We start from the raw sequence: 26,022 nt of genomic DNA, 5'->3' as shown, positions 1-26,022 counted from the left end.
TTCAGCGACGGCCCGACAAGCTGAACTCATTCGATAAGGAGTATCGAGCATGGCCAATCCGTACCGAATACTGTTCCAAGCCCCCGGCACCAAGGGATTCTCCCTGGCAGGCCTCCTCGCCCGTTTACCGCTCCCCATGACAGGTATCGGCATCATCACCATGCTTTCGCAGTTGCGGGGCAGCTACGCACTGGCAGGCGCGGTTTCTGCCACCTTCGTCCTGACGTATGCATTGATGTCACCGCAAGTTTCACGCATGGTGGATCGATACGGTCAGCGCAGGGTACTGCCCTTGTCTGCTGGTATCAGCGTTTTGGGTATTCTTTTACTGCTTGCCTGTACTTACTGGCATACGCCCGATTGGACTTTGGTCGTGGCCGCTATGTTAGCGGGCTTCATGCCGAGCATGTCGGCCATGGTCCGCGCTCGCTGGACTGCGATCTACAGGGGCAAGCCGCACCTGCAAACAGCTTATTCACTCGAAACCGTGCTGGACGAAGTGACATTTATTGCAGGCCCCCCGATTTCTGTTGGTTTGAGTGTGGCCGTCTTCCCCCAGGCAGGACCGTTAGCGGCAGTTGTACTGCTGGCGATTGGCGCACTTGCTTTGGCAGCACAAGTATCCACCGAACCGCCAGTAGAATCCGCTGAAGAAAAGAGCACGCGAACAACCTCGATTTTTCGTCTGGCGGACGTCCGGCTATTAACATTGCTGATGGTCGCGATGGGCGTCATCGTTGGAACGGTCGATATCGTGAGTGTCGCGTTCGCTGAACAAATGGGCAGTCCGGCGGCGGCCAGTATCGTGTTGTCCTGTTACGCCATCGGCTCGTGCGCCGCGGGCTTGTTGTTCGGTGCGCTAAAACTGAAAACGCCGTTGCACAAACTCCTGCTGTTGGGTGGCGTTGCAACTGCCGCAACGACACTGCCCTTGTTTATGGCTGGTAACATTGCCAGCCTCTCGGGAGCAGTGTTGGTGGCCGGGTTATTCTTTGCGCCCACCATGATTGTGGCAATGTCCTTGGTTGAGCGAACTGTGCCGGAACGACAATTGACCGAAGGCATGACTTGGCTACTGGCAGGCTTGAATGTTGGGGTGGCGATGGGTGCTGCGGCGTCGGGCCAACTCGTGGATATGGAAGGTGCTCGGTATGGGTTTAGCGTTGCTCTGGCAGCCGGAGCCGCTGTATTGCTAGTAACTATTTGGGGGTATCGACGGATGCGAGAGCAGTCGCTTGCGGCATCGTACTCGGTATGAAGTCCCTGCTGTGACGCGCCCTGCTCAGAGTAATCTGCAGAAAGAAAAGCCACTTGTGAGAGTGGCTTTTCGTTAACTCAGAGCGAAGAGTCGGCTCTTCCACATAGCCTTTACCACAAGCAGCTTGAACGCTGCGCGGAGTTAGAGTCGCTGCTTTCTGTGTATTAGCATTTTGGATGACCGCTTTTGGCCGATAGCTGCCCTTCGCGACAGGCAGTTATCGATCCCCAAGGGACACACCGGAGCAGGTTATCTACCAGCAGTGTGTTTGGAGGTGTGTATTGTTGAATTTGCCGTTACCTTCTGGGACATCACGCAATAAGGACTATGCACATGAATGTCGGAATGGCTCATGCGATTGAGGCCGCAGAAAGCGAGTATTTGTGTGCCCGCGTCGAGAGTTTGTCTCGGATAAGTGGAAACCCTTTTGGTGCTCGTGTGTTTTTCAACGAGGCTTTTCCATGCTTTCAGGTGAAGGCATCACCTAGCCCGATGCTCAATCGCATCTACGGCGATAGTACCGACAGACCCAAGTCACTATTGAGCTTGCTCAAGGAATCAGCAGAGTATTCGACAGTAACGCCTCTTATCGGAAAGGCCTCGACTTTGGAACAGTACGCTTTGGTGGGTGAGAAGCGGCTGGAGCGTCTGAGGGGGTGGACGCATCTGCAACTCGCGTGCACCATCGAAAATGTGGTCTTGAATCACCACTCATTCGAAATCGAAGAAGCCACCTCACAAACGCTTCCTGAGTTCGCAGCCGTGCATGCGAGTGGATTTCATACCAAGCCAGAGCATCTTCAGTTGAGCCAGGCTTCGTTCGCAGGACTGATGTCAAATGAACGTCTGAAAATCTACGTCCTTAAAGCTGATGGAAAGGTCGTGGCAGGAGCGTTGATGTACCTTGCCTGCAATGGAGTTGCCTACCTTGGGACGGCTGCCACCCGAAAAAATGCAAGAGGCCAGGGCTACCATGGAGCCCTGATATCTCATCGGATAGAGCAAGCAAAAAAACACGGCAGTCTTGTGATCGCCGCAACCGCGCTTCCCAGTTCGCAAAGTCGCCGAAATTTGCAGCGTACAGGGCTAGCGACATCCCACGCTCAAGCGCTATATCGCCTGGTAGATAGCTGAAGTCTGTTCTTGGCAGAAAGCAGGCGCCGCTCTCGTCATCGCAGAGGGGTTTGTGCCGAGGCAGGGATCCCCCAAGGCCATCAAACGCCAAATCGCCGAGTCGTTGTATGTAGCTTGCGACGACGCGGCGAGTCATCGGTCTAATGAGTTGAGAAGCTGATCATCAGCCAGGCAGGGCACTTCTCGGTCAAGGAGTCTGGCGGTGAGGAGTACGCCCATTTCGCTCAGTTGGTGGATGGCCAGGGCGACGTCGCGGTGTTTGCCGTTGAGGTCTTCGGACAGGTCGAGCAGCAGGGTGCTGACGCTGGTGAAGGTTTCGTAGCTGTTGGTGATGAGGCTTTCGTTGCTGGCGTTGGGGTCAACATCGAAGAGGGCACTTGAATCTGATTTGAGCATGTTTGAATTCCTGTTTAGGGCCACCATCCTTTAGCTACTAAACATAAGGGTGGCGGCTGTGCGCAGGTTAGTAGACCGGGGAATCCAAACAAAGCCGGCGCACCCGAAGGTGCCCTGCGCACAGCCACCATCAAACACAGACGCAATGTCTGATCGATGAAGCTTGTGCACATTGTTTGGATAAACCCTCAGGCTACTAAACCCGATCACTGAACAATTCAGCGACCGAGCCACCTTAGAGACAGCCTCTCTAGCGCACAAGCCGGCGGATTCTGACGCACGCGTAGGCAATGGAGCAAGCCGCGGCGAGGGAATCGGATTTTGCCTTCAGGCGCTGCGAATTGCGGCGAAAGATGCGGTGCTCAACAGCACGCCTGACCCTTTGCAGCCCCTTTAGTACAAGCCCTGCGGCGAATGCGGGTTGAAGACAATGGCCCCATAACTTGGGTGATTGGTCAACAGCGGGTTGTTATCAAGGTGCGGGTAGCTGGACAATAGGTCCGGCCGAGCCGGCAACGAGGGACCAGGTGTGCGAACTTTTAGTTCGCTCGGCTGGGATCTACGAACTGCAAGATTACTGATCGGAAAAAGACCAATGCTAGGGAAAGTCAGCAGTAAACATCTTGTCTGGGCCGCAGTCGCACTTTGCGTGACCCTTCTGTCCGGGTGCGCTACGTCACGCTACGACGGCAAGCACGCACCGGACCCGAGTAAGGCAATCATCGTGGGTTCGATTGGTGAGAGCTATGTGATGATGCAGCCGCATGGGCTGGTGGTTGAGATCAACCAACAGGGGGCACCCGGCACTGCATTACGGCTGACGACGCTGGGCAATGAAGATGATCAGCCATCACCCCATGTGCTGGGCCACTACTTCATGTATGAAGTGCCGCCTGGAGAGTATGAGTACACGCAGTGGCATTACGTGTATTACGCGGGCCGATCGATGCCGCGTCCTGTGCCTGCGGTTTTCTCGGTGAAGGCCGGGGAAAACCTCTATATCGGCGATCTGCGCGCCGATGCCCTGCGCTTTTGCCTGGCCAACGTGAACAATGCCGAGAGCACTGTGCAGGAGCTGAAGCGCAAGTACCCGATGCTCAAGGAGCGGAACATCTTGAATGTGACGGCAAAGAGCGGTTTCGCGCCTTGGCCGAGTTCTGATGCCACTGACTTCGGTAAAGGGCTGTGCACGATCTGAATCCGGTAACGGTGACAGTCATCGAACCCGACGCCCATTGATCCCAGTTCAAGGAGTTTCATGCTATGAAGCGCTCTACGCTACTCTGGGCCAGCCTGTTCGTAGGCCTGGCCTCACTGACCGGCTGCATCAGCGGTCCAGACCTGACGGGCCAGCCATTCTTCACATCACCGGCACAACCCCGTCCGGACGAGGCCACGGTTTACTTCTATCGCACTTCCGCCAGCATCGGTAGCGGGGTCGCTCCGACCATTCTGGTCGATGGTCGCGCTATTGGCAGCTTGCCCTCCGGTAGTTTTTTCAAAGCCGATATTCCCGCCGGCAAGCACAGCGTCGCCTCCACCTCGCCACCCATAATAAGCGGTATGGTTAACAAGCGTTTCGATATCACCGTCGAGAATGGAAAGGTGTATTACATCGCAGACCAACTCAGCACATCTGCTTACAAGGACGGACAGACCTTGGGCGAAATCGACGAGGGTCGTTTCGGTGGAACAATGTTTTACTCACGCTATGCGCTTGTGCCTGCTGAGGAAGCGCTGCGTTCTATCAAATGGTGCCAGGAGTTGCCGGCGACTGCACCGTAACCACGCGTACCTCATGCCTCGGCCAAGTCCATCACAAGCCCAGCCGTCAACGTTGGGCTAATCCAGTATGAGGGCGAGCAGGGAAACCAGTATGGATAGACTGACCCACTTCAAGCGCTCGTGAGCCTTCAAGCTGCGATCCGAAAGGGCGTATAGGGCCGCCTTGTGTAACCGATTTTCAAGAGCGAGAAGGCGTCTGAGCAGACCAGATAGGAAGGTCTCTTAACTGCATATTGTGCAAGAGTTGAAGTCTCTAAAAAATACGCAGAGCTTATGGAGAGTTTAAGGTATGAAATATTTAAAATACTTAATATTTGTGCCGGTTTTAATATTGTCAGGTTGTTCTACGATAGATAACCTAAAATCTTTTACGACTGCATATATTGAGCCGCCTAATCCTACATCAAGCAGGCTCAGAGTTATCACCAATCAAACTGTACGTCTGGTTCCAGGTAGCACCTGTGTCGACTGGGCACTTCCCGGCGTTGGAATGGTGAACTCAAGATCATTTGCTATTGCAAATGATCGGACGTTCAATGATCGCATGCTGGGAATACCGGGTAGTGACGGGATTAAGAATAGCTCAGAAGTATATATTGAGCCGGGCAAGCCGATAACTCTAGTGTATGCAGGTACGCCAGCAAGCGGGAGGTATCAATGTTTTACAAGTGTGCACTTTTTACCTGAGGCCCGCGCTGACTATGAATCTAACTCAGGGCTGTGTTACATCACAATTGAAAAAATCACCAAAAATGAAGATTCTGGAAAAATAAGCCGCACAGCTGTTGGAGGCCGCGAAGCTAAGGTTTGCACTTACTAATTAGCCCTTGATCGAGTTGAAGGAATACGACGGACAGTTGGACACATGCTGCAGCGGCCGTTTAGGGTGTATGAGTTCCTCATTAGGGTGTAAAGGAAAATCGGCAACCGCGCCTAGGGGCTTGGTGAAAAGCCGGGCTCGCCCCCGATCAGAGAGGATTGACCTCAATGGAGATTCAACGGATCACCCATCTGCCGCCCCAAATCCTCGACCTGGAAAAAGCGGCAGTTGCAGAAGGCTTCAGGTTTCTCACCCGACTGACTTCAGACTGGGAGTCAGGCACCAATCGCTTCGATGCGCCTGGCGAATGCCTTATGGCAGCGTATCTGAACCAGCAGCTTGTAGGCATTGGAGGTCTGTCTGTTGATCCGTTCAGCCATGACCGTACAGGAAGGCTGCGACGCATGTACGTGGCGCCTGCGCCACGCGAGCAACAGGTTGGCCGCAGATTGGTTAGCGCATTGCTTGCCCACGCCACATTGCATTTTGAACGTGTGCGCCTCTATACCGACACTTTCGAGGGGAGCACTTTTTACCTGCGCTGCGGGTTCATTCGAATAGAAGATGCTCACGCTAGCCATATTTTGCGGATCGCAGACCTTTGAATTTGTTGGATATCGGCCAAAAGCGCCCGGTCAAAGATGCCAAGCGATCGACCTTCCAGGAGTCAACGCTGGACTGGCTTTTTCGGATTTTTTATAACGTTCAACGGGGTTTCTAAGAAACTCCCCCTACTACCGAGCAAGCTTAGATGGGCTAAATGAACATTTACGAATAGAATTTCAACTAAATGTTAATTACGGAAAGCTGACGGCATGGAAAACTACTACATCGAGCGGAGACTTTATGTTGACGAGGACTCCGTTTCTGAGGCCGATTGCTTGTCCAGAGGAGGAGTCATTATCGTGCTCGCAGAGCCGGGGGCAGGTAAAACGGAGCTCCTTAAAAGTTTTGCGCGTCAGCTGGGTGTTAAAAGCCAACGCGCTAGCATTTTTCGTTATGGAATAAATGTCGTTAAGTCGACAGCGATCGTGATAGACGCATTAGATGAAGTATCGAGACAAGATCCATCGGCGGTTGATCAAACCATCGTGAAGACGCTTGAGTCGGAAGCCTCGACCATCGTCCTCGCTAGTCGGTCATCCGAATGGGGCAATGAGCGAAATCGTTTTATTGAAGATTGTTTTGGTGTAAGGCCGATCATCGTTCGCTTAAGCCCATTTGACCAAAGCGAACAGAAAGAATTATTCGAGCGGATTTTCCCTAACGAACAATTCGATATCTTTTTAGAAGAAGCTACAAGGTTTGGGCTAGTGCAAGTCCTCGGCAATCCGATGTTCTTCAAGTTATTTGTCGAAGGCTATATACAAGGTGGCCGGATTTTCCAATCCAAACATCAGATTTTTAATGACGCGGTTGACCGACTTGCTAGTGACGATGGAAAAGGAGGAAGTCGAACGAAGAGGCCTCCGAACTCCCAAGTTGTTTTAGCTGCATCCGAAATATTCGCAAAGTTATTATTGTCCGGAATTACCGGGGTTTCTACTGTTGAGCGATTAGATTGCGGAGGTTATCTTTACATCTCGGGCATCACTCAAAAGGAAAACGCTGCTATTGCTGCACTAGACAGTAGGCTGTTCATCTCGACAATGAATGTTGATTTTCATGAACCTGTGCACCGGATAGTCGCCGAGTATTGCGCTGCTCAATACATCATACAACGAATTAACGACCCTGCTGATCGACTATCAAGTAGACGGATTCTAGCATTAATTGCGCCCAATTCAGTAGTGCGGGACGAGCTTCGCGGTCTATTAGGTTGGCTAGCAGCCCTGGGGAACAGCGCTTTGCAGGAAACAATAATAGAAATTGATCCGTATGCAGTGTTGGCCAATGGCGATCCCGCTCAACTAAGGGCAAAGTCAAAGAAACTTTTGCTCCGTAGCCTACGCAAACTATCTGAACTTGATCCCTATTTTCGACGCTCCGATGCGTGGCGCAAATTTAATATCGTCGGCTTTTTTACTGATGACGTTATAGAGGATGTGAAAAATATTCTCGGAGATCAGGGCAATGGCTCTCACCTGCCTCAACTCATTCTCGAGCTGTTACTGGATGCTGAAGCGATAGAGACGCTAATTGCTGATCTTCGTAAATTTATGCTCAATGCATCTAATGATTTTAATTGCCGGCTATTAGCGTATCAATGTCTATCGAGGTTTTCAGATTATTCCGCTATAGACGATTTTCTGTGTCTGCTCGATGAGGGCAATCATGATGCGTTAACGATTGCGGCGAATTTCATAAGCCTCTCCTCATTACACCCCATTGAAAGGAGTCTCGTTCTCCAGCTTCTTAACCAGCTTGCAGCGCTAAATCCTCCGATGTCTGCCTCTAGGCCTGCGCGACGTAACGATCTTCGTTACCTTGTCAGGCAGTTAGTTAGTTCAATAAGTTTTGATGACACTATATGGCTCTTGGACAATCTGACTGTAAGCTTGAAGTGCCGTTGCAACGTAGAGCCCCGATTAGATTGCCTTTGCTTCGCGAACATTAGTAAAATTGTCGCTCAGTTACTAGATCATTATTTCAATATCGTACAGGGAGAGCACGACCCTAAGAAAGTCTGGGGCTGGTCAAAGAAGCTGAAATTCGAACGCGAGGGTTTTTCGGAAAGCCACGCGGTCAAAGCGCTACACAATGATGATCACTTGCGCCAGTCAATCCACATCCTAGCGTTTGAGAATATTACCCAATCTGCCCAGATTTGGGAGATGATCAGCCACCTGCATTGGGGGCAGCCTCATGAGGGGCTGCGATTCAAACACAAAGATGTAGAGGCTATTGTTGATTATGGCTTCGACACCGATAACTTAAAACTCTGGGGAGGATTTGTGAGTCCCCACAATCGTTACGCGAAGGAAAAAAAGCCCGACACTTTACGCTCGAAGATGCGTGCTCAAGCGCGCGATAAGCCAGAATTTATGCAGCTATGGTGTCGACTCGATAGGAGTTGGCGCAGCGCTCAACGTCCTCGCTCGCATCTACAACGTAACAGACGGTTGCAGCTCCGGAACCAAGAAATCCGAGATTTTAATCGTGCGTATCTTAAAGCCAACCGAGCTCGGATAGAGCAAGGAAACGATTGGTGGTGGAATCAGAAATTCGCCCAAACCTATCTTTATTTTCCTGAAAATCTGCGGACAATTGTTGACGACGCTATTACAGCGGAGAAAGCTCTTGCCAATTACCTGACTTCGCTGTTGACCCCTCCACCTACGCTCAGTGAGCTTGCAAAGGGACACGGGCAAGGTGTGGCAATGGTTTTACATGCCGGTTGCCTGATTCATTTTCGTATAAACCAATCACTCGCAAATGTAGATGAAAGGGTTCTGCGGGCAGTGAAGACGGATCTTGGAGGAGCGAGGTGTTACCGAGACGGAGAAGCCGAGGCGCTTGAGGCAGAAGTCGATGCTCATATTTTCCGATGCGAGAAAGATATTGAAGATTTCGCGCGTGAATTTATTGAGCCTGCCCTATGGAATCTCCCTGGAGAGCCAAATAATTTATGGTGGCTTGAGAATAAAGCGGCCTTCAAATCGTTAAGGGTGAAGTTGGGGCTCGAATGGATCGAGCGCTACAACGCTATGCCATTAGAAGCTACTGGTCGGCTTTTTGACGTTTGCGCTAAGGAATGCAGCCGTTCACAATTGACCGCGCTGATCGAAAATCAATATAAAGAATTAGTCAGAGCAAGTATTGAACTAGAGAGCTATATTTCAACGGAACGCAAAGAGTTTTGGGCATTACGACATTTATTTTTCTCCGATAATGATAAATGCGATCTTTGGCGCTACGCTTTGATACACCCTGATAGTATATTTGCAATCGAGCAGCGTGTAAGCCGGTTCGGTCATGAAGTAGAAACAGGCTGGCCAGAACTCAACGCAGACAAGATATTCCTAATTGTCGATGCCTATGTACCTTTTTGGCCGAAGGTAGATCTACCCACTTCTTGGGGGTCGGAGTCGCCAAAAATTGAGAGGGCGTATCGTTTTATACGGGAAGTTATTTGGCGGATAGAAAAAGATGATCCTAGTCGAAGCATTCCAGTAATCAACAGGATGTTACTAGATTGTAAATTTTCTGATTTTTATAATGATTTGCGCAGCATGAAGATGGCTGCCATACGCAAAAACGGATTGCGTGATTTTAAACCTCCAACCTCCAAGGAAATTATTTCAGTACTGGACGGCGGTGGCGTTGCATCCGTTGAAGATATGAGAGCGTTGCTTATTGAAGAGTTAGAGTTATTGCAAGCATGGCTTAAAGGTGCCGAGACTGACCCCCTAGATGTTTTCTGGCCCCAAGGAGTGCGTGTGGATGAAAACATCGCGCGCAATAGAGTAGTAGAAATGCTGCAGGTGCGAATGACCGCGCTGAACGCTTCTGTAGTGATCGAACATCACATGGCTGCCTCAAACCGATGTGATTTTACCGCAGCTAAAGTCATAGATGGTACCACTCATCTACTTGTGTGTGAAGTTAAGGGGCAGTGGCACCCAAAGTTGTTCTCTGCCGCGTCTAATCAATTAAACGATCTTTACGCTGCCCATCCAAGTGCAGGCTCTCAAGGCATCTACCTTGTTTTATGGTTCGGTACAGAAGTCAAAGTAGCTGGTAAAAAAAATCATGGATTTATGACTCCTAAAGATCTTAGAGATGAAATTTTGACGAGAATGCCTGCGGAGTTGAATGGCCTAATTGACGTATGCGTGCTCGATCTATCCAAGGCAATTCCCTTTTAGAATCAGCTTGACGTCTATTAGTTTAGTTAATTATCACATGTTTCTCTGTTTTTGGACGAATTACGCAATGGCTAGCCTAGTTGAATAGTGTTTTCGCTCCGAATATGGGCGGATTGCTCGCCCGCCTCTCACCGGACTTAGGCCAAAATTGAGTGCTCCCTATTGGCCAACTGCAGTCGATGAGATGAAACCCACTCTGTCTCCATGCGCTGGCTTTTTGATTACAGCGCGCTGAGATCATCCATCAGTTAATGCGTCGGCAGACGCAACCTCTACCTCGGTAACCTCCTTGCGCAATTCGCTCGATGACAGCCATCAAATCAAACCCGTCCTATAAACGGTATCGCCAGCACTGCGCAACTCCCGAAACCACGACGCAGCCCCGTTTTCACCTCCCCCAAAGGGCAATGTTCTCAACAGAATATGCCAAAGCTCAAACCGCTCACCCCGCTTTTTTTGGTCGCAGCTGCCTGCGATGGCACCGACTCGATTTTCCAACTTCACTTCAACCCCTTTTTGGCACTTGCCCACCTAATACCACCCTTTACGCTTGCTGAAACGTTTAATCAAGTCTATAAAACTGCCACAACTCCAAGAAAGGCTACCCCCATGACCCCCCTAAAATTCGCTGTCGCCCTCATCGCACTCTCCGCCGCCTCCCACGCCATGGCCTGGGACTATGTGCTTCTCGACACCGACAAAGCCGCGCAAAACTGGCAGGTCACCAGCCAGCAACTCGGTGTGCAAACCGACAAACCCTTCAGCGTTACCCTGCGCACTCTGCACGGCGGTCGGCAGGAGGGGGTGAGCATTGTCGACATCGATAACGGCACGATGAAGCTCTCGGTGGTGCCGACTCGCGGTATGAACGTGTTGCAGGCTTCGGTCGGCGATGTGCGCATGGGGTGGGATTCGCCGGTCAAGGAAGTGGTCAATCCTTCCTTCATCGAGCTCAATGGTCGCGGCGGGCTGGGCTGGTTGGAAGGTTTCAATGAGCTGGTCACCCGTTGCGGCTATGAATGGGTCGGTCACCCTGGCATCGACAACGGCGAATTGCTGACGCTGCATGGCAGGGCCGCGAATATTCCTGCGAACAAAGTCACCCTGCACATCGATGAAAAGCCGCCGTACGCCATCACCCTGCGCGGCGAACTGAAAGAGCAGGCGTTCAAGAAGGTCGATTTTTCCGTGGCGACCGAACTGGTCACCGAGCCCGGCAGTGTAGTGTTTGCTCTCAACGACACCCTGACCAACAACGGCGACTATCCGAAGGAATACCAGGCGCTGTATCACAGTAACTTCAGCACTCCGTTCCTGGAGCAGGGCGCGCGTTTTGCCGCACCGGTGAAGCAGGTGTCGCCGTTCAACGACAAGGCCAAGGGCGAATTGGCCGACTGGCAAACCTACCGCGCGCCCACCAAGGACTACGACGAAACGGTCTACAACGTGGTGCCCTATGCCGATGCCAAGGGCGATACCTTGACCGTGCTGCATAACAAAGCTGGCAGCCTGGGCGTGTCGGTCGGGTTCAATACGCAGACGCTGCCGGTGTTTTCCCTGTGGAAGAACACCGATACTCAAGGGCAGGGCTATGTCACGGGGCTGGAGCCGGGGACCAGTTTCTCCTACAACCGCCGTTATCAGCGGCCACTGAACCTGGTACCCACCATTGGGCCCAAGGAACACAAGCAGTTCCGCATCAGCTACAGCTTGTTGGCGGATAAGGCGGCTGTGGACAAGGCCTTGCAGCAGGTCAGCGAAATTCAGGCCGGGCGCGAGACTGAGGTGCGGCAGACGCCGTTGGTTGATTTGACCAAGGGGTAAGGGCGCCCCCACCGCTTCCACAGGCCGGCGCGGGAGTTACGCCCGGCGCGCCGTCAACAACACCGTTGCGGCCGCCGACAACAACCCCGCGCAGCACCGATTGAAGATCCGCTTACCCCTCGGCTCGGCAAACCAGCGGCGCATATGCAGGCCCATATAGGCGTAGACGCTGATGGCGATCCATTCCAGGGCCAGGAACATTGCGCCCAATAAAGCGAATTGCGCGGTTATAGGTTGGCCGGGCACCACGAATTGCGGCAGGAAGGCGGTGAAGATCAGGATGGCTTTGGGGTTGCCCGCCGCCACCAGAAACTCTTGCCGTGCCAGGGCCCATAAGCCCACCTTGTTGGCGGCTATTTCCGCTTCTGCCCGCGGGTCTGCGCGCCACAGCTGATAGGCCAGGTAAAACAGATACGCCGCACCAAGCAGCTTGATCCCGTAGAACAACAACTCAGAAGTTTGCAGCACCACCGCCAGCCCGGCGGAGGCGAGGGCGATCATGCCGGCGAAGGCCAGCAAGCGGCCGAGGCCGGCGAGGCAGGAAGTGCGGTAGCCGTAGCGGGTGGCGTTGCTCACCGACAGCAGGTTATTGGGGCCGGGAGCCATGTTCAGGGCGAAGCAGGCGGGCAGGAAGAGGGCGAGGGTGGCGAGGTCCATGGCGGCTCCGGATTCGGTCGGACGGGAGCGTCGAGGATAAGGGGAGTGGGACAGTGCGGCAATCGCGGCCGAATTATGTCGAGGATAGAGAAACAAATTTCGTCATGTGCCCGCATGCATACTGAGACGACGTCAGCACTGCGTGAAGGAATACCCATGATCCGCCAAGCGTTACCCACCGACGCAAAGGCCATTGCCCAAGTGCATATCCGTAGTTGGCAAGAGGCATATCGCGACCTGATGCCTGCCCACTACTTGAACGCGCTGGACGCCACGCTGGCTCAGCGCGAATCCCATTGGCGGCGCTCGATTGCATCGGGCGAACCCGGTGTATGGATCGCGGAACTGGATCAACAGATTGTGGGTTGGATAGCAGTCGGCGCCAGCCGTGATGACGATGCCGCTGGGGCAGATGCAGGCGAGGTCATGGCCCTCTATGTGTTAGCCAGGTACTGGCAAACTGGCGTTGGGCTCGCCTTGTGGCACGCGGGTCTGCAGGACTTGCTGGAGCAAGGATACGAGCGTTTAACGCTTTGGGTCCTGGCCCGTAATGAAAGGGCTATCCGATTTTATCGCAGGGCAGGGTGTGTCGAGGACACGGGGAGTGAGCGCAATCTTGAAAGAGGTGGCGCCGCCTTGGTGGAGGTCAGGTACAGGTTGTCCTTGACCTAAGCCCTCGTCCCAAACAGCCGATCAGCCAGCTCCCGACCGCGCTCCAGCCCTTGTGTCGTCAACCAGACCGATTTGTTCTTGTTTACCGGGTTATCGATAAAACCCTGTTCATGTAATCGGTTCATGACCTGAAAATCGTGCCCCTTCCATGAGTTTCCGTCATCGGTGCTGAAGACTGTCAGCAGGGCCAGCACGGCTTCCTCTATCAGCTTTTCGTCGTATTCCATAGTGGTTATCTCTCTCGTGAATCGGGCGCGGCTCGTTTCAAGCAACGCTGTTCTCTGGCTTATCAATCGGCACTCGCACGCTAAACACCGTCCCCTGTTCCGTATCAGAACTTACCTCAATCGCCCCACCATGAGACGCCACGATTTCCGAGGCAATGAACAGGCCCAAACCCAACCCCTCCGTGGGGCCGTGATTGATCGCGGTACGCTGGGAGAAGCGTCCCATGGGGTTGAAGATGAACGGGAGGACGTCCTCGGGGATCGCTTCACCGCTGTTGTGCACGGTGAAGACCGCGAAGCCCTCGCGTATGCCCAGCTCGACTTGGATCGGCCGGGTGGTGTCCCCATGCTGCACCGCGTTGCTGACGATGTTCGAGAAGACCTGCTCCATGCGCGGGCCGTCGAATTGCCCGGCAACCGAGGTTTTGGCGTCGAACATCACGATAGCTTCAGGATGAAAGGTGCGGATTTCTTCTATGACGCGTTGGCACAGCGGTGAAAGGTCGATATCGGCGGTTTTGACCGGGATGCCCGGCCCCATCTGGCAGCGGGTCAGGTCGAGCAGGTCGCCGACGATCTGGCTCGCGCGGCGTACGCTGGTGTAGATCTGGTTGGCGATTTTGGTCGCGCGGGCGCCGGCGTCCTGTGAACGGCGTAGCACGTCGGACCCCAGCAGGATCGCGCCGAGTGGGGTGCGCAAGTCGTGGCCAAGGATGCCCAGGAACATATTGCGTGACGCCTCGACCGCGCGGGAGTAGCTGGCGACGGACTCGGCCAGGGCCTGATCAATGGCTTCGTGGAAGCGGGTCATGTCGTCGACATTGATCGGGGTGCCGTCCTTGATCTGGCGCATCCACTGGCTGACCACGCTGGTGCGCAAGGCGCGGTATTCCGAGACCATCTGGTCGATGGTGAAACCCGCCATCAGCCGCGTCATGGCATGGGTTTCCGCCGCGGTTTCCTGATCGTCCGTCGGCGCCTGGCCCTGAGCCTTGGCTATTTGTTCCTGGCGGGTCTGCTTGGTTCGCAGGTCGCTGACGATGGCCCGCAACATCTGCTCGGCATGGTCGCGCAGCCCGACACTGTCGAGCTCCTCGCCCGGTGTCTCGATGGTTCTGGCGAAATCTTCCCAGGCCTGCAGGATCGGCTCGAGGTTTTCCAGGATGAAATCGGGCAGGCGCATGTCTGTAAATCCTGATGCGAGTCGGGCAGAAGAGCGAGGCTGCGCAGATGAAGGGAAATTCCCGGCAGTGTAGGAGGTTGTTCGCCGCTTTTAAAGGGCGGCCGGTGCCGGGGCTGCCGTGGATCCAATCTACGCGCGCACAGCGGTCATGCGCCTGACCTTACAGGCCCAATGTCAGGGCCCTCAGCCTCTGTTCCACCACGCTGTCGAAATGGCTTGCCAACTGCTCGCAGCGCTCCGAAGTCAGCCCTTCACAGCAGGTAATGCCCAGCACGAACCCCTGGGCTTTGGCACCGCTTTTGACGGCCAGGATCATCGACCCTGCCAGTTCGATCTCACGCAAAATTCGGTCAGCCTGTCGTTTTATAGGGCCGGGCAAATCGCTAATGGCTTCTTTCATGGCCGTCTCCGCAGGCATTCACTACACACACAAAGCACCCGAGGCACTGTCGGCCTCTTGAAAGCATCGACCGGCGGAAGGTTCAGGAGTTTCGTAGTGCGCGAGCGGGAGGCGATGACTTGCAGTTGCGCAGGTACAGTTGTTCGCTAGTTTCAGGCCGCCATCGGGGGCTTGCCCTAATGCCGGTCAGTTAAGAAGTAGCAGGAGCGAGAACTAACTTGTGGCGAGGGAGCTTGCTCCCGCTGGGGCGCGAAGCGGCCCCAAACAATGGGACTGCTGCGCAGTCCAGCGGGAGCAAGCTCCCTCGCCACAGGTTCGGTGTCGCCTTAACTGGCGGGCATTAGAGCAAGCCCCCTCCCACATTTGGAGCGCGGGGCTGCAGTTAGAGAAGCTTCGGCTGCTGAGCCGATGGCGTGAATCAGGGGTGAAACCTGCGCCCCAGCGCATCCAGGCGCACGGCAATTGGTGGCAGGCGTTCGCTGCTGCGGGCCAGGGTTTCCACGTCGTCGGCGGTGTTTTGCGCGATGTGCTGCACCGACTGGAGGCGCTCGACAATTTCCAGGTTCGCCGAGGTCTGCTCGCGGGTGGTGGTGACGATGCGGCCGTTGAGTTGGTCGATATGCGCGATGTCTTCGCCCACGGCGCGCAGCATGTCGACTGCCACCTGGCTGTCTTCCACGCACCGCTCCACACCCTGGCGACTGTCGTGCATGGCCTCGACGGCCTGGCGGCTGCCTTGCTGCAGGCCTTCGATGATGGTCTTGATTTCCTGGGTGGAGAGGGCGGTGCGTTGGGCCAAACTGCGCACCTCGTCGGCGACCACTGCAAAGCCACGGCCTTGCTCGCCGGCGCGGGCGGCTTCGATGGCGGCATTGAGGGCGAGCAGGTTGGTCTGGTTGGCGATGCTGCTGATCACCTCCAGCACCGAACCGATTTGCTCGGCCTGCACCGCCAACGACTGTACGGTGGATTGCGTGCCATTGATGCGCGAGGCCAGTTGGGTGATTTCATGCTGGGCGCGGCCAACGCTTTCCTGGCCGCGCACGATCTGCCGGCTGGCTTGGCCGGCGTGTTCCACGGCTTGTTCGACGTGCAGGGTGATGTGGCCCATGGAGTCTTCCATGCGCTGCATCGAGCCGGTCATCTCATTGATCTGTGCCAGTTGATGCCGCGCGCCCGTTTCCAGGGTGCCGCTGGCCGTGGCCAGTTCCTGGCCGAGTTGGCCGAGGCCATGGGAGTCGCGTGCGACGCCGTCGATCAGGTGGGTGAGTTGCTGCAGGAAGTGGTCGAAGCGCTTGGCGAGGGACACACGCACCTTGTCTTCACCCTTGGCGGTTTCGGCTTCGAATTGCGAGGTGACAGCGAGCATTTTTTCGAGCATTTCCTGGCTTTCGACCGCCTCGGCGTGGCTGTGCACGGCGAGGTAGAGCAGGGCGACCGTTTCCATCACCACGTAGAACGCGTGCACGAAAATCATCGTCCAGCCGCCGTGATGCGCCATCACAAACACGGGCAGGCCCTGATGTTGCAGGGCATGGAATACCAGGTGATGCACGGCGATGGTCAGCGCCGCCACCAGGATCGGCAGCCAGTCACGGTAGAACGTCAGCACCGCCAGCAGCGCGAAAATACCGAAGTGCGCCTCGATCACCCCCTGCGCCTGATTGATGTGCAAGGCCGCCATCACCATCAGGCCGGCACCCAGCACACACCGCATCACGCGGGTGCCGCCGATGGCGCGGTAGAGCGCGGTCAGCACCACGCCGGTGCCGCCCCCGACGATCAGCGCCTGGGTGAAGGTGTCATGCCAGAACGCCAGGCCCAAGGAGAACAGGAACATCAGCCAGATCAACGCCAGCATGATGCGGTCGGCCTTGCGGTAGTGCTCCATAAAGCGTGTGCGGTTGAGCATTCACGTGTACTCCATGTGGTTTGGCCAGGAACCAAGCATGCGGCGTGCCACGCTGGCCGCAGGAAAAGCAGGTGTGGCGATGGGTGCCGGACAAAACCCGACAGACGGTTATCGGCAAGCCGAGAGGGGACTTAAGCACGGCCGCCCGAGCGGGCAGCCGCGGATGACGATCAGAAGCTGTACTTGGCCGTCAGCATCATGTTGCGTGGGCTGCCGTAGGAATCGCCGCCATAGGTGACCGCGTCGGAAATGGACTGGTAGTAATGACGATCAAAGATATTGTTGGCGTTGAGCTGCAGGTCCAGATTCTGATTGACCCGGTAGCCGGCCATCAGGTCGGTGACGGCGTAGCCGCCTTGTTTGAGGCGATAGGTGCTGCCGTCCGCCAGCTGGATGTCGTTGTACATGCGGCTCTGCCAGGAGACGTTGCCGCCCACGCGGAGTTTTTCCAGCGGGCCCTGGAAGTTGTAGCGGGTGGTGACCTTGAACAGGTGCTCCGGGGTATCGGTGTCGAACTGCTTGTTGACCTTCTGCGGGTTGGCGGCGTCCTTGAGGGTGTGGGTGCGCGCATAGGTGTAGCCACCGCCGACCTGCCAGTTCTCGGTCAAGGCGCCCTGCAGTTCGAAGTCGATACCCTGGCTGCGAATCTCGCCCGAGGCCTGGTAGCAGGAGGCCTGTGGGCAGTCCGGCACGACGATCTGCACGGCGCGGTTTTCCTGGTCGACACGGAACAGCGCCACGCTGGCATTCAGCGCGCCGCCCAGGTATTCGCCCTTGATGCCGACTTCATAGTTTTTGCCGACGATGGGCTTGAGCGGGGTGGCGCCGGTGCTTTTTTCACGTTGCGGCGTGAAGATGTCGCTGTAGCTGGCATACACCGAGTGCTGGTCGTCCAGGTCGTAGATCAGGCCCGCGTAGCGGGTGAGGTTACGGGTGACTTTATAGTCGCCGTCGCCATCGCGGTTGTCGTAGTCGTACCAGTCCAGGCGCCCGCCGAGGATCAGCTTGAGCGGGTCGGCCAGGCTCAGGCGGGTGGTGACGTAAACACCGTCCTGAGTGGTGACATCGCGCTGGTTGTTGGTGTGGGTAAAGTTCGGTTTGCCGGCGTTGATCGGCCAATTCAGATCGTACGGGCTGTAGTTGCGGGTGGTCAGGTCGTAGATGCGCTTGCTGGTGCCCACGACCAGCTCATGGGTGCGCCCGAACGCCTGAAACGGGCCGCTGGCAAAGGCGTCGAACCCGGCCTGCTTTTCATCAGCTGCGGACTGGTACACGGTGCGGGCCAGGGTATTGTCGGTCCAGCGCGACTGGTAGGAGCCGGAAAATAGTGCGTCTTGTACGGCGTAGTTGGCGTTGACCTGCAGCGCCCAATCATTGGCCAACTGCTGGCGCAGTTCGACGAAGACGGTGTTGATTTCCTGGTCTTTGTTCTCCCAGTCGGTGCCGGGATTGTACGAACGCGACAGGTCGAGGTGATGGCCATCCAGGCCGATCATCGACGAGCCCCAGAAGTAGTTGGTCTTGTCTTTCTGGTTGGAGTAGCCAAGGGTCAGGCGGGTGTCTTCGCTCAGGTCGGCTTCGGTCACGGCGTAGAACAAACCGTGATCCTGCTCGGCCTTGTCGATGAAACTGTTGGCGTCGCGGTAAGAGGTGACCACCCGGCCACGCCAGGTGCCGCTGTCATTGAGCGGGCTGGAAGCGTCGAGTTCGCCACGGTAGCCGTCCCAACTGCCGGCGGCGCCGGTCAAGGTGACTTTCTGCTCGGCCAGGGGCCGCTTGCGGATCAGGTTGATCGCCGCCGAGGGGTTACCGGCGCCGGTCACCAGGCCGGTGGCACCGCGTACCACCTCGACGCGATCGAACATTGCCAGGTTCGGCTGGGCACCGACGTTAACGCCGTCATAGCCGCTGGGAATGCCGTCGTACATGAGGTTGTCGACGTTGAAACCACGCGCGGTGTAGCCCTGCCGACCGGGGCCGCTGGAGTAGTTGAGGAACAGTCCTGGCGTGGCGTTGACCACATCATTGATGCTGGTCATCGCCTGGTCATCCATGCGTTGACGGGTAATCACGGTGACGGCCTGTGGGGTTTCGCGCAGGGTGAGGGGCAGTTTGGTTGCGGTTTTCATTGAACCGGTGGTGTACGACTCGCTGCCTTCAGTGGTTTCGCCAAGCTGGTGCCCCGAAACCTCGGTAGCGCCGAGCTCAATGGTAGTGGGCGGGGCGTCAGCTTCGGCCGCGAAGGTCGCCTGGGTGGTGGTCAGGCAGATAGCCATTGCTATCGAACTCGGTGAAAACCCTTTGCCGCCATGGTGTCGCACAGACATGAATGTAGCTCTCCCGGAACGCCATCCTTAGCGAATAATAAATCTGTTGATAATTATTCGCATCAGTGTGGCAGATTGAGCTTGTGGGAAAAAGCCTACGAGATGAATCAGTTAACGAAATTTTCATACGCCGGGCACCGGCGGTTTGCCACCTTTGCCTAGGTGAGCACTATTTCGTAGGGCTCGCGCATGCGCTCCAGCAACACCTGGGCAAGCATCGGCGCCAGGCCGATGGCGGGGTCGCCCATCAGCTGGCTGGCGTAGGCGTGCACGGCGTGCAGCTTGTGCGCCACGCTCCAAGTGTCGAGGCACAACTTGCGCGCGCGTTGCCAAGGGATCACCGAGCCTTCGCGTGCCGGCCAGTGCCAGGCCCACATCGGCAATTCATAGAGTTGCGCGCCCACCAGCGTGCACGCGTTGGCGCTGGCACGGCCGACGGCTTCGTGGTCATCGTTGCCATCATGGCGCCAGGTGGTGAACACCACATCACCTGGCTGCAGGTAGCGGGCGATGAACTGGCTGATCGGCTGTTCATGGCTGGCCAGGGCGTTATCGCGAAAGCCGCCACGAATCCATTTCAGGCTGTGCAGTGGCACGCCCAAGCGGCGCAGGGCCTCGGCGCTTTCCTGGGGGCGCACCGCGCTCAGGCGGTTGGCCGACCAGACCTGGGAGCCAGGGTGGCTGGCGCTGCCATCGGTGATGGAAATTAATTTCAACGGGTGCGCGCGGGTGCTGAGCAGCTGCAGCAGGCCTCCGCAGGCGAGCACTTCATCGCCGGGATGGGGGGCAATCACCACCACCCGGGCGCCGGGCGGTACCAGGCTGGTCAGCGAGATAGCGGGAATATGCGCCAACTGCGGCGCGCTGTTCCAGATTTGCGCGGGGCCGCGACGGCCCTCGCTTAACGAGGCGGTTTTCATGGGGTGTCACATCCTTGTCGGTTCAAGCGTGTGTGTTCACCCCAGGCTCCGCTGCGGTGAGTGCGCGGCGCTCCGATCCTGGAGCGCTGTGCGATAGGTTATAAGCATAGACAAGAAATGTGGTTCTTTTTAAGAAACCTGCATCAGGCTCTTCAAATAGTCACCGAAACCACCCTGGGCGCGACACTCCAGGCGTGCGCTGGTGATCACCTGCGGGCTGTGGCTCCAGGCGATGGACGCACCGCAACGTTCCAGGTTGCGCACCAACTGCACATCTTCATGGCACGCCAGGGGTTCAAAACCACCTGCCTGCAGATAGGCGCTGGCGCTTACCCCCAGGTTGGCGCCGTGGATATGCCGATGCCCGTCGCGGGCCTGGTAAGCCTGGTGATAGCGAATCTGCGCCGCCGCGTCGAAGTCTGCACTCCAGGCGTCCACGGTCACGGTGCCGCACACGGCGCCGCAGCCCAGCGCCAGTTGCGCCACCAGCCAGTCCGGAGCAACGAAGCTGTCGGCGTCGGTGCAGGCGATCCAGCGTGCGCCCAGGCTCAGCAGGTGTTGCGCGCCAACCCCACGGGCATGCCCGACATTCCGTGCCTGCACCGCCAGGCTGTGCACCCCGTGCGCGCGGGCAATGGCTTCACTGCCGTCGCTGCAGCTATCGAGCACCACCAGGATCTGTACCGCTTCGCCGTGCAGATCCGAATGACGGGCGGCTACTTGTGCAGCCCTCAGGCACTCGCCCAGCAACGCTTCTTCGTTGTGCACTGGAATCAGAATGCCGATCATCGCAGGCCTTCAAGGCTGGCGACCGAGGCGCCGTCGCGGCCCCACAGGTCGAGCAGGAAATCTTCTTCATGGTGGCGCACTACCGAATGCAGGCCCAGCCGCTGCTGGAGCAAGGCGTGGACCTGTTCAGCAGTTTGCGGGCAGCCTTCAATGGGCGGACGCCAATGGCACGCCAGCAGTTGGCCGCCATCCGTCAAGGTGTCGAGGCAGCGGTCAATCAGGCGCTCGAGATCAGCGGCGTCAAGGTAGTAACACAGCTCACTTAACACGATCAGCTCGAATTGCCCCGATGGCCACTGTTCGGGCAACCGGCATTGCTCCACCTGTACGTTGGAAAACCCCGCGAGCCGCTTCTTGGCCAGCGTCACCGCAGCGCTCGCCGTGTCACAGCACAGCAAGCGATCACAGCGCGCCGCCAGCTCGGCGCTCAACTCGCCGTTCGCACAGCCGGGTTCGAATATCGAGGTGTAGCGTGCGCGGGTCAGTACGGCCAGGGTCATGGCGCGCTTGCGCCGTTCGTACCAACGTTGGCGAAATGCCCAGGGCTCGTCGTTGCCAGCGAACATCTGGTCGAAATAGGGGGTTGTCACACTCAAACGAACACCACTTCAAAAGGTTGCAACAAGCGCTCCACCACATAGGGCGCCAGCACGGGTGGCAGGCCGATCTGGGGGTCGCCCTCCAGCTGACTGGCGAAGGCGTGGACGGCATGGCGTTTGCGCGCCACCCGCTCGGGCGTCAAAGGGATCTTGCGCGCACGGTCCCACGGCACCATGCCGTCTTCGGCGGTCGCCCAGTGCCAGGTCCACACGGGCAGTTCGTACAAGGTGGCGCCCACGGCCTGGGCGGCTTTCGCACTGGCGCGGCCGACAGCCTCATGGTCGCAATGGCCGTCTTCGCGCCAGGTGGCGAACACCACGTCGCCGGGTTTGAGGTAGCGCTGGATAAACACGGCCAGTTCTTCCTCGCGCTCGGCAACTTTGCTGTCGGTGAACCCGGCGCGCAGCCACTTCAGACTGTGCATCGGCAAGCCCAGGCGATGCAGGGCCTGGGCCGACTCCTGGGGGCGCACCACGCTCAGGCGTCGCACCGGCCAGCGTTGCGAGCCTGGATGGCTGGCGCTGCCGTCGGTGACCGAGATCAACTGAATGGGCCGGCCCAGGTCGGCCAGGCCTTGCAGCAAACCGCCGCAGCCAAGCACTTCATCGTCCGGGTGCGGGGCGATGATGACCGCACGATGCCCCTCGGGTACCAGTTGCTCAACGCTGATGTGCGGCAGTTCAGCCAGGCGCGACGAGGTTTGCCAGTAATGTAGGGAGGTGCCTTGGCCGACAATCGGGTTGGGTTTCATAACTGCCACCTCCCTGAAGGTTCGCCGGCGACCTGCATGCCCAGGGCGGCCAAGTCGCGTTCGGCGTGGCTTTGGCGCACGTACACCGGCAAGTCCGCCATTAATTGGGCGAAGTGCGGGTCCTTGCAGTAAGGCCCCGCGCCTACGCCACGGCCGACATGCTGGATCACCTGCTCGACGGTTTCCTCGACGCACGCGCGAACTTGCTGGGCCAGCAACCGGGCATCGGCGGTCGGCGCCCGGTCGATCTGCTCGGCACTGGCGCGCAGCACGCAGGCTGCGCTGTTCAATGCACTGTCCACCGCGCCGAGGTGGGCCAGGGCATGCGGCTCAGGGTGCTTGCTGCACTGCTCGCGCAGCACTTCGGCCAGGCGCTGCGCCGCGCCATACCAGCACGCCGCAATGCCGATGCCGCCGTGCCAGAAGCCCGGGCGCGCCAGATAGTCGCCGGGCCCGCCGACTGCGAGGCCCCGGGCCTCGCTGAAGACGATCTCGACGCTGCCGGTGGCGGCCATGCCCACCGCATCCCAACCTTCATCCGTTACCCTGACGCCCGGCTGGTCCATTTCCACGGCCACCAGTTGCTGACGATCTTCCTCGTCCCACGCGGTCAACAACCCGTGCGAAACCACGGACGCGCCTGAACACCAGGCTTTACGCCCGTCGACGATCAAGCGCTGGCCGTCGCGCCGCACGCGCACCTTGGCGCTCGGCGGCTCGGCGGCCCACATTCCCCAGATGCTGCCCAAGGGCGGCAGCGGGCTGTCGAGTTCAGCAATGATCGCCAGCGCATCGGTGTGGCCTTCGAACAGCTTGCACAGGCGCAGGTCATGGCCGGCGACTTGCGCCAGCCCGCTATAGCGCGAAAGCGTCTGGCCGCTGCCGGGCAACGGCAGTTGGTCCAGGCCTTCTTCCTGAAGGTCCTTCAAGGCCTTACCCAGGGCTTGCGTGTCCGCATAGCCCCGGTAGCCGGAAAGGAATCCGTGCAACGCCATCTCACACCTCGTCGTCGTGTTGCAGCTCAAACAGTAGCAGCGAGCGGCCGGTGGCAGCGTACTCGTGCTCGAAGTCAAAGCGCTCCTGGCCACGCACCGCAGGGTCGTTGGTATCGAGCAGGCAATTCCAGAACTCGCCCTGGGGTACCGGTGGCAGGCGGAAATTGACCATATCGTGATGGGCATTCACCACCAGCAACAGAGTGGCATCGGCGCCAGCACGCCGAATCCCAGTCTCCTGGGCGCGGCCATCCATCAGCATGCCCAGGCAACGACCGTTGCTGTCTTCCCACTGCTCAGTGGTCATTTCATTGCCATCCGGCGCCAGCCAGGTGACGTCTTTGACGCCGATGTCTTCGTTGTAGTCGCCGACCAGGAAGCGCCCGCGACGCAGGATCGGGTACGCCAGGCGCAACTTGATCAGGCGTTTGACGAACTTGAGCAGCGCCTTTCCGTCGTCGTCCAGGTCCCAGTTGACCCAACCGATTTCGCTGTCCTGGCAGTAGGCATTGTTGTTGCCGTGCTGGGTGCGGGCGAATTCATCGCCAGCCACGATCATCGGCGTGCCTTGGGCCAGCAGCAGGGTGGCGAAGAAGTTGCGCATCTGGCGCAGGCGCAGCTCGTTGATTTCCGGATCGTCGGTAGGGCCTTCGACGCCATGGTTCCACGACAGGTTGTTGTTGCTGCCGTCCTGGTTGTTTTCGTCGTTGGCTTCGTTGTGCTTGTCGTTGTACGACACCAGGTCGTGCAGGGTAAAACCATCGTGGGCGGTGATGAAGTTCACCGAGCTGTAAGGTCGGCGCCCACGGTGGTTGAACATCTCGCCCGATGCCGTCATGCGCCCGGCGAAGTCCGCCAGCTGGCCGTCGTCGCCTTTCCAGAATGCACGCACGGTATCGCGGAAACGGTCGTTCCACTCTGCCCAGCCAGGTGGGAAATTGCCCACCTGATAACCGCCTGGCCCGCAGTCCCAGGGTTCGGCGATCAATTTGAGCTGGCGCAGGATCGGGTCCTGGCGGCACGCCACGAGGAAGCTGTGACGTTCGTCGAAGCCGTCGCGGTAGCGCCCCAGAATCGTCGCAAGGTCGAAGCGGAAGCCGTCGACGTGCATCTCGGTGGCCCAGTAACGCAAGGAATCGGTAACCATCTGCAGCACGCAGGGGTGACTCAGGTCCAGGGTGTTACCGGTGCCGGAATCATTGATGTAGAAGCGCTTGTCATCGGGCATCAGCCGGTAGTACGAGGCATTGTCGATGCCGCGCATCGACAGGGTAGGGCCGCGCTCGTTGCCTTCGGCAGTGTGGTTGTAGACCACATCGAGGATCACTTCGAGCTTCTGCTCATGCAGGTGCGCGACCATTTCCTTGAACTCGGCGATCTTGCCGCTGGCCAGGTAGCGCGGGTCGGGCGCAAAAAACGCGATGCTGTTGTAGCCCCAGTAGTTGGTCATGCCTTTTTCCAGCAAATGCTGGTCGTTGACGAAGGCGTGGACCGGTAACAGCTCGACCGAAGAAACCCCCAACTGGCGGATGTGCTTGAGCACGTCATCTTCCATCAGCCCGGCGCAGGTGCCGCGCACGGATTCGCCGACCGAAGGGTGGCGCATGCTGATGCCGCGCAGGTGGGTCTCGTAAATAATGGTGCGGTCCCACGGCACGCGCACCGGCTGGTCATTGCCCCAGGTGTGCGCCGGGTCGATGACCTTGCATTTGGGCACGAAGGGCGCACTGTCGCGCTCGTCGAAGCTGAGGTCGTCGTCGGGGTGGCCGATGGTGTAGCCGAACAGGGCTTCGGACCATTTGAGTTCGCCCACCAGTTGCTTGGCGTAGGGGTCGATCAGCAATTTGTTGTGGTTGAAACGATGGCCGTTGGCCGGGTCGTAAGGACCATACACACGGTAGCCGTAGATCAGCCCGGGGTGGGCGTCGGGCAGGTAGCCGTGGAAGATCTCGTCGGTGTATTCGGGCAGTTCGATGCGCTCCAGTTCCACCTCGCCAGCATCATCGAACAGGCACAGTTCGACCTTGGTGGCGTTGGCCGAAAATAGCGCGAAGTTGACGCCCAGGCCATCCCAAGTGGCGCCAAGAGGGAAGGGCAAACCTTCACGAATCCGCGACGGCTCGTGGTCCGGCGTCGTTGAGGCTTTTTCGGGCTTGCTCATGGTGTTGCTCCTGCAGGGATTCTTTTTTTCGGGCCGAACGCGGCCGTACTGACAGTTATTCAGCGTATGACGTAAAGAGATAAAAGCTCCCCCGACAGCACGGCAGTCAGGGGGCGCGGCGATCAATGAGCGGGAGGTTTGGGCTTTTTCGGCGCGGCGGGCTTCTTTGGCGCCGGTTTGGCAGCGGCAGGCTCAGCCGGCTTGGCTTTGGGCGCTGCCTTTGGGGCCGTCTTCGGTTTGGCGGCAGGTTTTGGCTTGCTTGGCGTCAGCGCCTCGGCTTCGGCCAGCTTGCGCGCCATCTCCCAGTGACGGGCATCTTCACCGTGAGGCTTGCCTTCGGACTCCCAGATCTGATGCGCTAGTTCGCGGATGCGTTTGTCTTCATTACTCATCACACACTCCT

General features: G+C 57.5%; 23 protein-coding genes. 9 read left to right on the top strand and 14 right to left on the bottom strand.

Annotated elements, in window-relative coordinates:
- Positions 1-49 precede the first annotated feature (49 nt).
- The gene (locus C4J84_RS13725; RefSeq protein ID WP_124435543.1) at positions 50-1,258 is read left to right on the top strand and encodes an MFS transporter; all 1,209 of its coding nucleotides are present in this window, start codon (positions 50-52) and stop codon (positions 1,256-1,258) included.
- A gap of 333 nt (positions 1,259-1,591) precedes the next feature.
- Positions 1,592-2,392, top strand: a complete 801-nt coding sequence (locus tag C4J84_RS13720; protein WP_124370876.1) for a GNAT family N-acetyltransferase — start codon at positions 1,592-1,594, stop codon at positions 2,390-2,392.
- Positions 2,393-2,524: 132 nt separating this feature from the next.
- Here the strand turns inward: C4J84_RS13720 and C4J84_RS13715 are convergent, their stop codons facing one another.
- On the bottom strand, positions 2,525-2,788 hold the full coding sequence (locus C4J84_RS13715; protein WP_124370875.1) for a DUF6124 family protein: 264 nt from the start codon (positions 2,786-2,788) through the stop codon (positions 2,525-2,527).
- A gap of 724 nt (positions 2,789-3,512) precedes the next feature.
- Between C4J84_RS13715 and C4J84_RS13705 the strand changes: the two genes are divergently transcribed.
- From C4J84_RS13705 to C4J84_RS13680, 6 genes are all read left to right on the top strand, one after another.
- Positions 3,513-3,986 (top strand): hypothetical protein, encoded by a 474-nt coding sequence (locus tag C4J84_RS13705; RefSeq protein ID WP_256681352.1) that lies wholly within the window; start codon positions 3,513-3,515, stop codon positions 3,984-3,986.
- Between the two features lie 65 nt (positions 3,987-4,051).
- Positions 4,052-4,573, top strand: a complete 522-nt coding sequence (locus C4J84_RS13700) for a DUF2846 domain-containing protein (protein WP_124363056.1) — start codon at positions 4,052-4,054, stop codon at positions 4,571-4,573.
- Positions 4,574-4,862: 289 nt separating this feature from the next.
- Positions 4,863-5,393 carry a hypothetical protein gene (locus C4J84_RS13695; protein WP_124370872.1) on the top strand — a complete coding sequence of 177 codons (531 nt, stop codon included), beginning with the start codon at positions 4,863-4,865 and terminating at the stop codon, positions 5,391-5,393.
- A gap of 158 nt (positions 5,394-5,551) precedes the next feature.
- Positions 5,552-5,998: a GNAT family N-acetyltransferase gene (locus C4J84_RS13690; RefSeq protein ID WP_124370871.1), complete on the top strand. Its 447-nt coding sequence runs from the start codon at positions 5,552-5,554 to the stop codon at positions 5,996-5,998.
- A 210-nt stretch (positions 5,999-6,208) separates the two neighbouring features.
- Positions 6,209-10,201: a hypothetical protein gene (locus C4J84_RS13685; protein ID WP_124370870.1), complete on the top strand. Its 3,993-nt coding sequence runs from the start codon at positions 6,209-6,211 to the stop codon at positions 10,199-10,201.
- A 609-nt stretch (positions 10,202-10,810) separates the two neighbouring features.
- Positions 10,811-12,025, top strand: coding sequence for an aldose 1-epimerase family protein (locus C4J84_RS13680; protein ID WP_124370869.1), 1,215 nt, complete (start codon positions 10,811-10,813; stop codon positions 12,023-12,025).
- A gap of 36 nt (positions 12,026-12,061) precedes the next feature.
- On the opposite strand, the gene C4J84_RS13675 is transcribed toward C4J84_RS13680, so the two are convergent.
- Positions 12,062-12,682, bottom strand: coding sequence for a LysE family translocator (locus C4J84_RS13675; RefSeq protein ID WP_124370868.1), 621 nt, complete (start codon positions 12,680-12,682; stop codon positions 12,062-12,064).
- Between the two features lie 156 nt (positions 12,683-12,838).
- Between C4J84_RS13675 and C4J84_RS13670 the strand changes: the two genes are divergently transcribed.
- The gene (locus C4J84_RS13670; protein ID WP_124370867.1) at positions 12,839-13,354 is read left to right on the top strand and encodes a GNAT family N-acetyltransferase; all 516 of its coding nucleotides are present in this window, start codon (positions 12,839-12,841) and stop codon (positions 13,352-13,354) included.
- Here C4J84_RS13670 and C4J84_RS13665 read toward each other — a convergent pair.
- The 12 genes from C4J84_RS13665 to C4J84_RS13610 form a co-directional block, all read right to left on the bottom strand.
- A complete protein-coding gene (locus C4J84_RS13665) occupies positions 13,351-13,581 on the bottom strand; it encodes a DUF6429 family protein (RefSeq protein WP_124370866.1) in 231 nt (76 codons plus the stop codon). The two genes, C4J84_RS13670 and C4J84_RS13665, sit on opposite strands and share 4 nt — an antisense overlap.
- A gap of 37 nt (positions 13,582-13,618) precedes the next feature.
- Entirely contained in the window at positions 13,619-14,764 is a 1,146-nt protein-coding gene (locus tag C4J84_RS13660) for a sensor histidine kinase (protein WP_124370865.1), read from the bottom strand.
- A 160-nt stretch (positions 14,765-14,924) separates the two neighbouring features.
- Complete coding sequence (locus C4J84_RS13655) at positions 14,925-15,164, bottom strand: hypothetical protein (protein ID WP_124363049.1); 240 nt, start codon at positions 15,162-15,164, stop codon at positions 14,925-14,927.
- A gap of 418 nt (positions 15,165-15,582) precedes the next feature.
- Entirely contained in the window at positions 15,583-16,275 is a 693-nt protein-coding gene (locus tag C4J84_RS26780) for a methyl-accepting chemotaxis protein (RefSeq protein WP_256660191.1), read from the bottom strand.
- A gap of 971 nt (positions 16,276-17,246) precedes the next feature.
- Positions 17,247-19,403: a TonB-dependent siderophore receptor gene (locus C4J84_RS13645; protein WP_124435541.1), complete on the bottom strand. Its 2,157-nt coding sequence runs from the start codon at positions 19,401-19,403 to the stop codon at positions 17,247-17,249.
- 158 nt (positions 19,404-19,561) lie between these two features.
- Entirely contained in the window at positions 19,562-20,323 is a 762-nt protein-coding gene (locus tag C4J84_RS13640) for a PIG-L deacetylase family protein (protein WP_124370862.1), read from the bottom strand.
- A 129-nt stretch (positions 20,324-20,452) separates the two neighbouring features.
- On the bottom strand, positions 20,453-21,112 hold the full coding sequence (locus tag C4J84_RS13635; RefSeq protein WP_124370861.1) for a glycosyltransferase family 2 protein: 660 nt from the start codon (positions 21,110-21,112) through the stop codon (positions 20,453-20,455).
- Positions 21,109-21,708: an SAM-dependent methyltransferase gene (locus C4J84_RS13630; protein ID WP_124370860.1), complete on the bottom strand. Its 600-nt coding sequence runs from the start codon at positions 21,706-21,708 to the stop codon at positions 21,109-21,111. The genes C4J84_RS13635 and C4J84_RS13630 overlap by 4 nt, the downstream gene beginning before the upstream one ends.
- Positions 21,705-22,463 (bottom strand): PIG-L deacetylase family protein, encoded by a 759-nt coding sequence (locus C4J84_RS13625; RefSeq protein ID WP_124370859.1) that lies wholly within the window; start codon positions 22,461-22,463, stop codon positions 21,705-21,707. Before C4J84_RS13625 ends, C4J84_RS13630 begins: the two co-directional genes overlap by 4 nt.
- Complete coding sequence (locus C4J84_RS13620) at positions 22,460-23,458, bottom strand: acyl-CoA dehydrogenase family protein (protein WP_124370858.1); 999 nt, start codon at positions 23,456-23,458, stop codon at positions 22,460-22,462. Before C4J84_RS13620 ends, C4J84_RS13625 begins: the two co-directional genes overlap by 4 nt.
- Position 23,459: 1 nt before the next feature.
- Positions 23,460-25,619 (bottom strand): glycogen debranching protein GlgX, encoded by a 2,160-nt coding sequence (gene glgX, locus C4J84_RS13615; protein WP_124363041.1) that lies wholly within the window; start codon positions 25,617-25,619, stop codon positions 23,460-23,462.
- Between the two features lie 122 nt (positions 25,620-25,741).
- The gene (locus C4J84_RS13610) at positions 25,742-26,011 is read right to left on the bottom strand and encodes a DUF2934 domain-containing protein (protein ID WP_124435540.1); all 270 of its coding nucleotides are present in this window, start codon (positions 26,009-26,011) and stop codon (positions 25,742-25,744) included.
- Positions 26,012-26,022 lie beyond the last annotated feature (11 nt).

Source organism: Pseudomonas sp. R11-23-07 (assembly GCF_003852295.1).
Taxonomy (GTDB): domain Bacteria; phylum Pseudomonadota; class Gammaproteobacteria; order Pseudomonadales; family Pseudomonadaceae; genus Aquipseudomonas.
The sequence above is the reverse complement of the archived record's forward strand: the minus strand, read 5'-3'. Positions and strand labels throughout refer to the sequence as shown.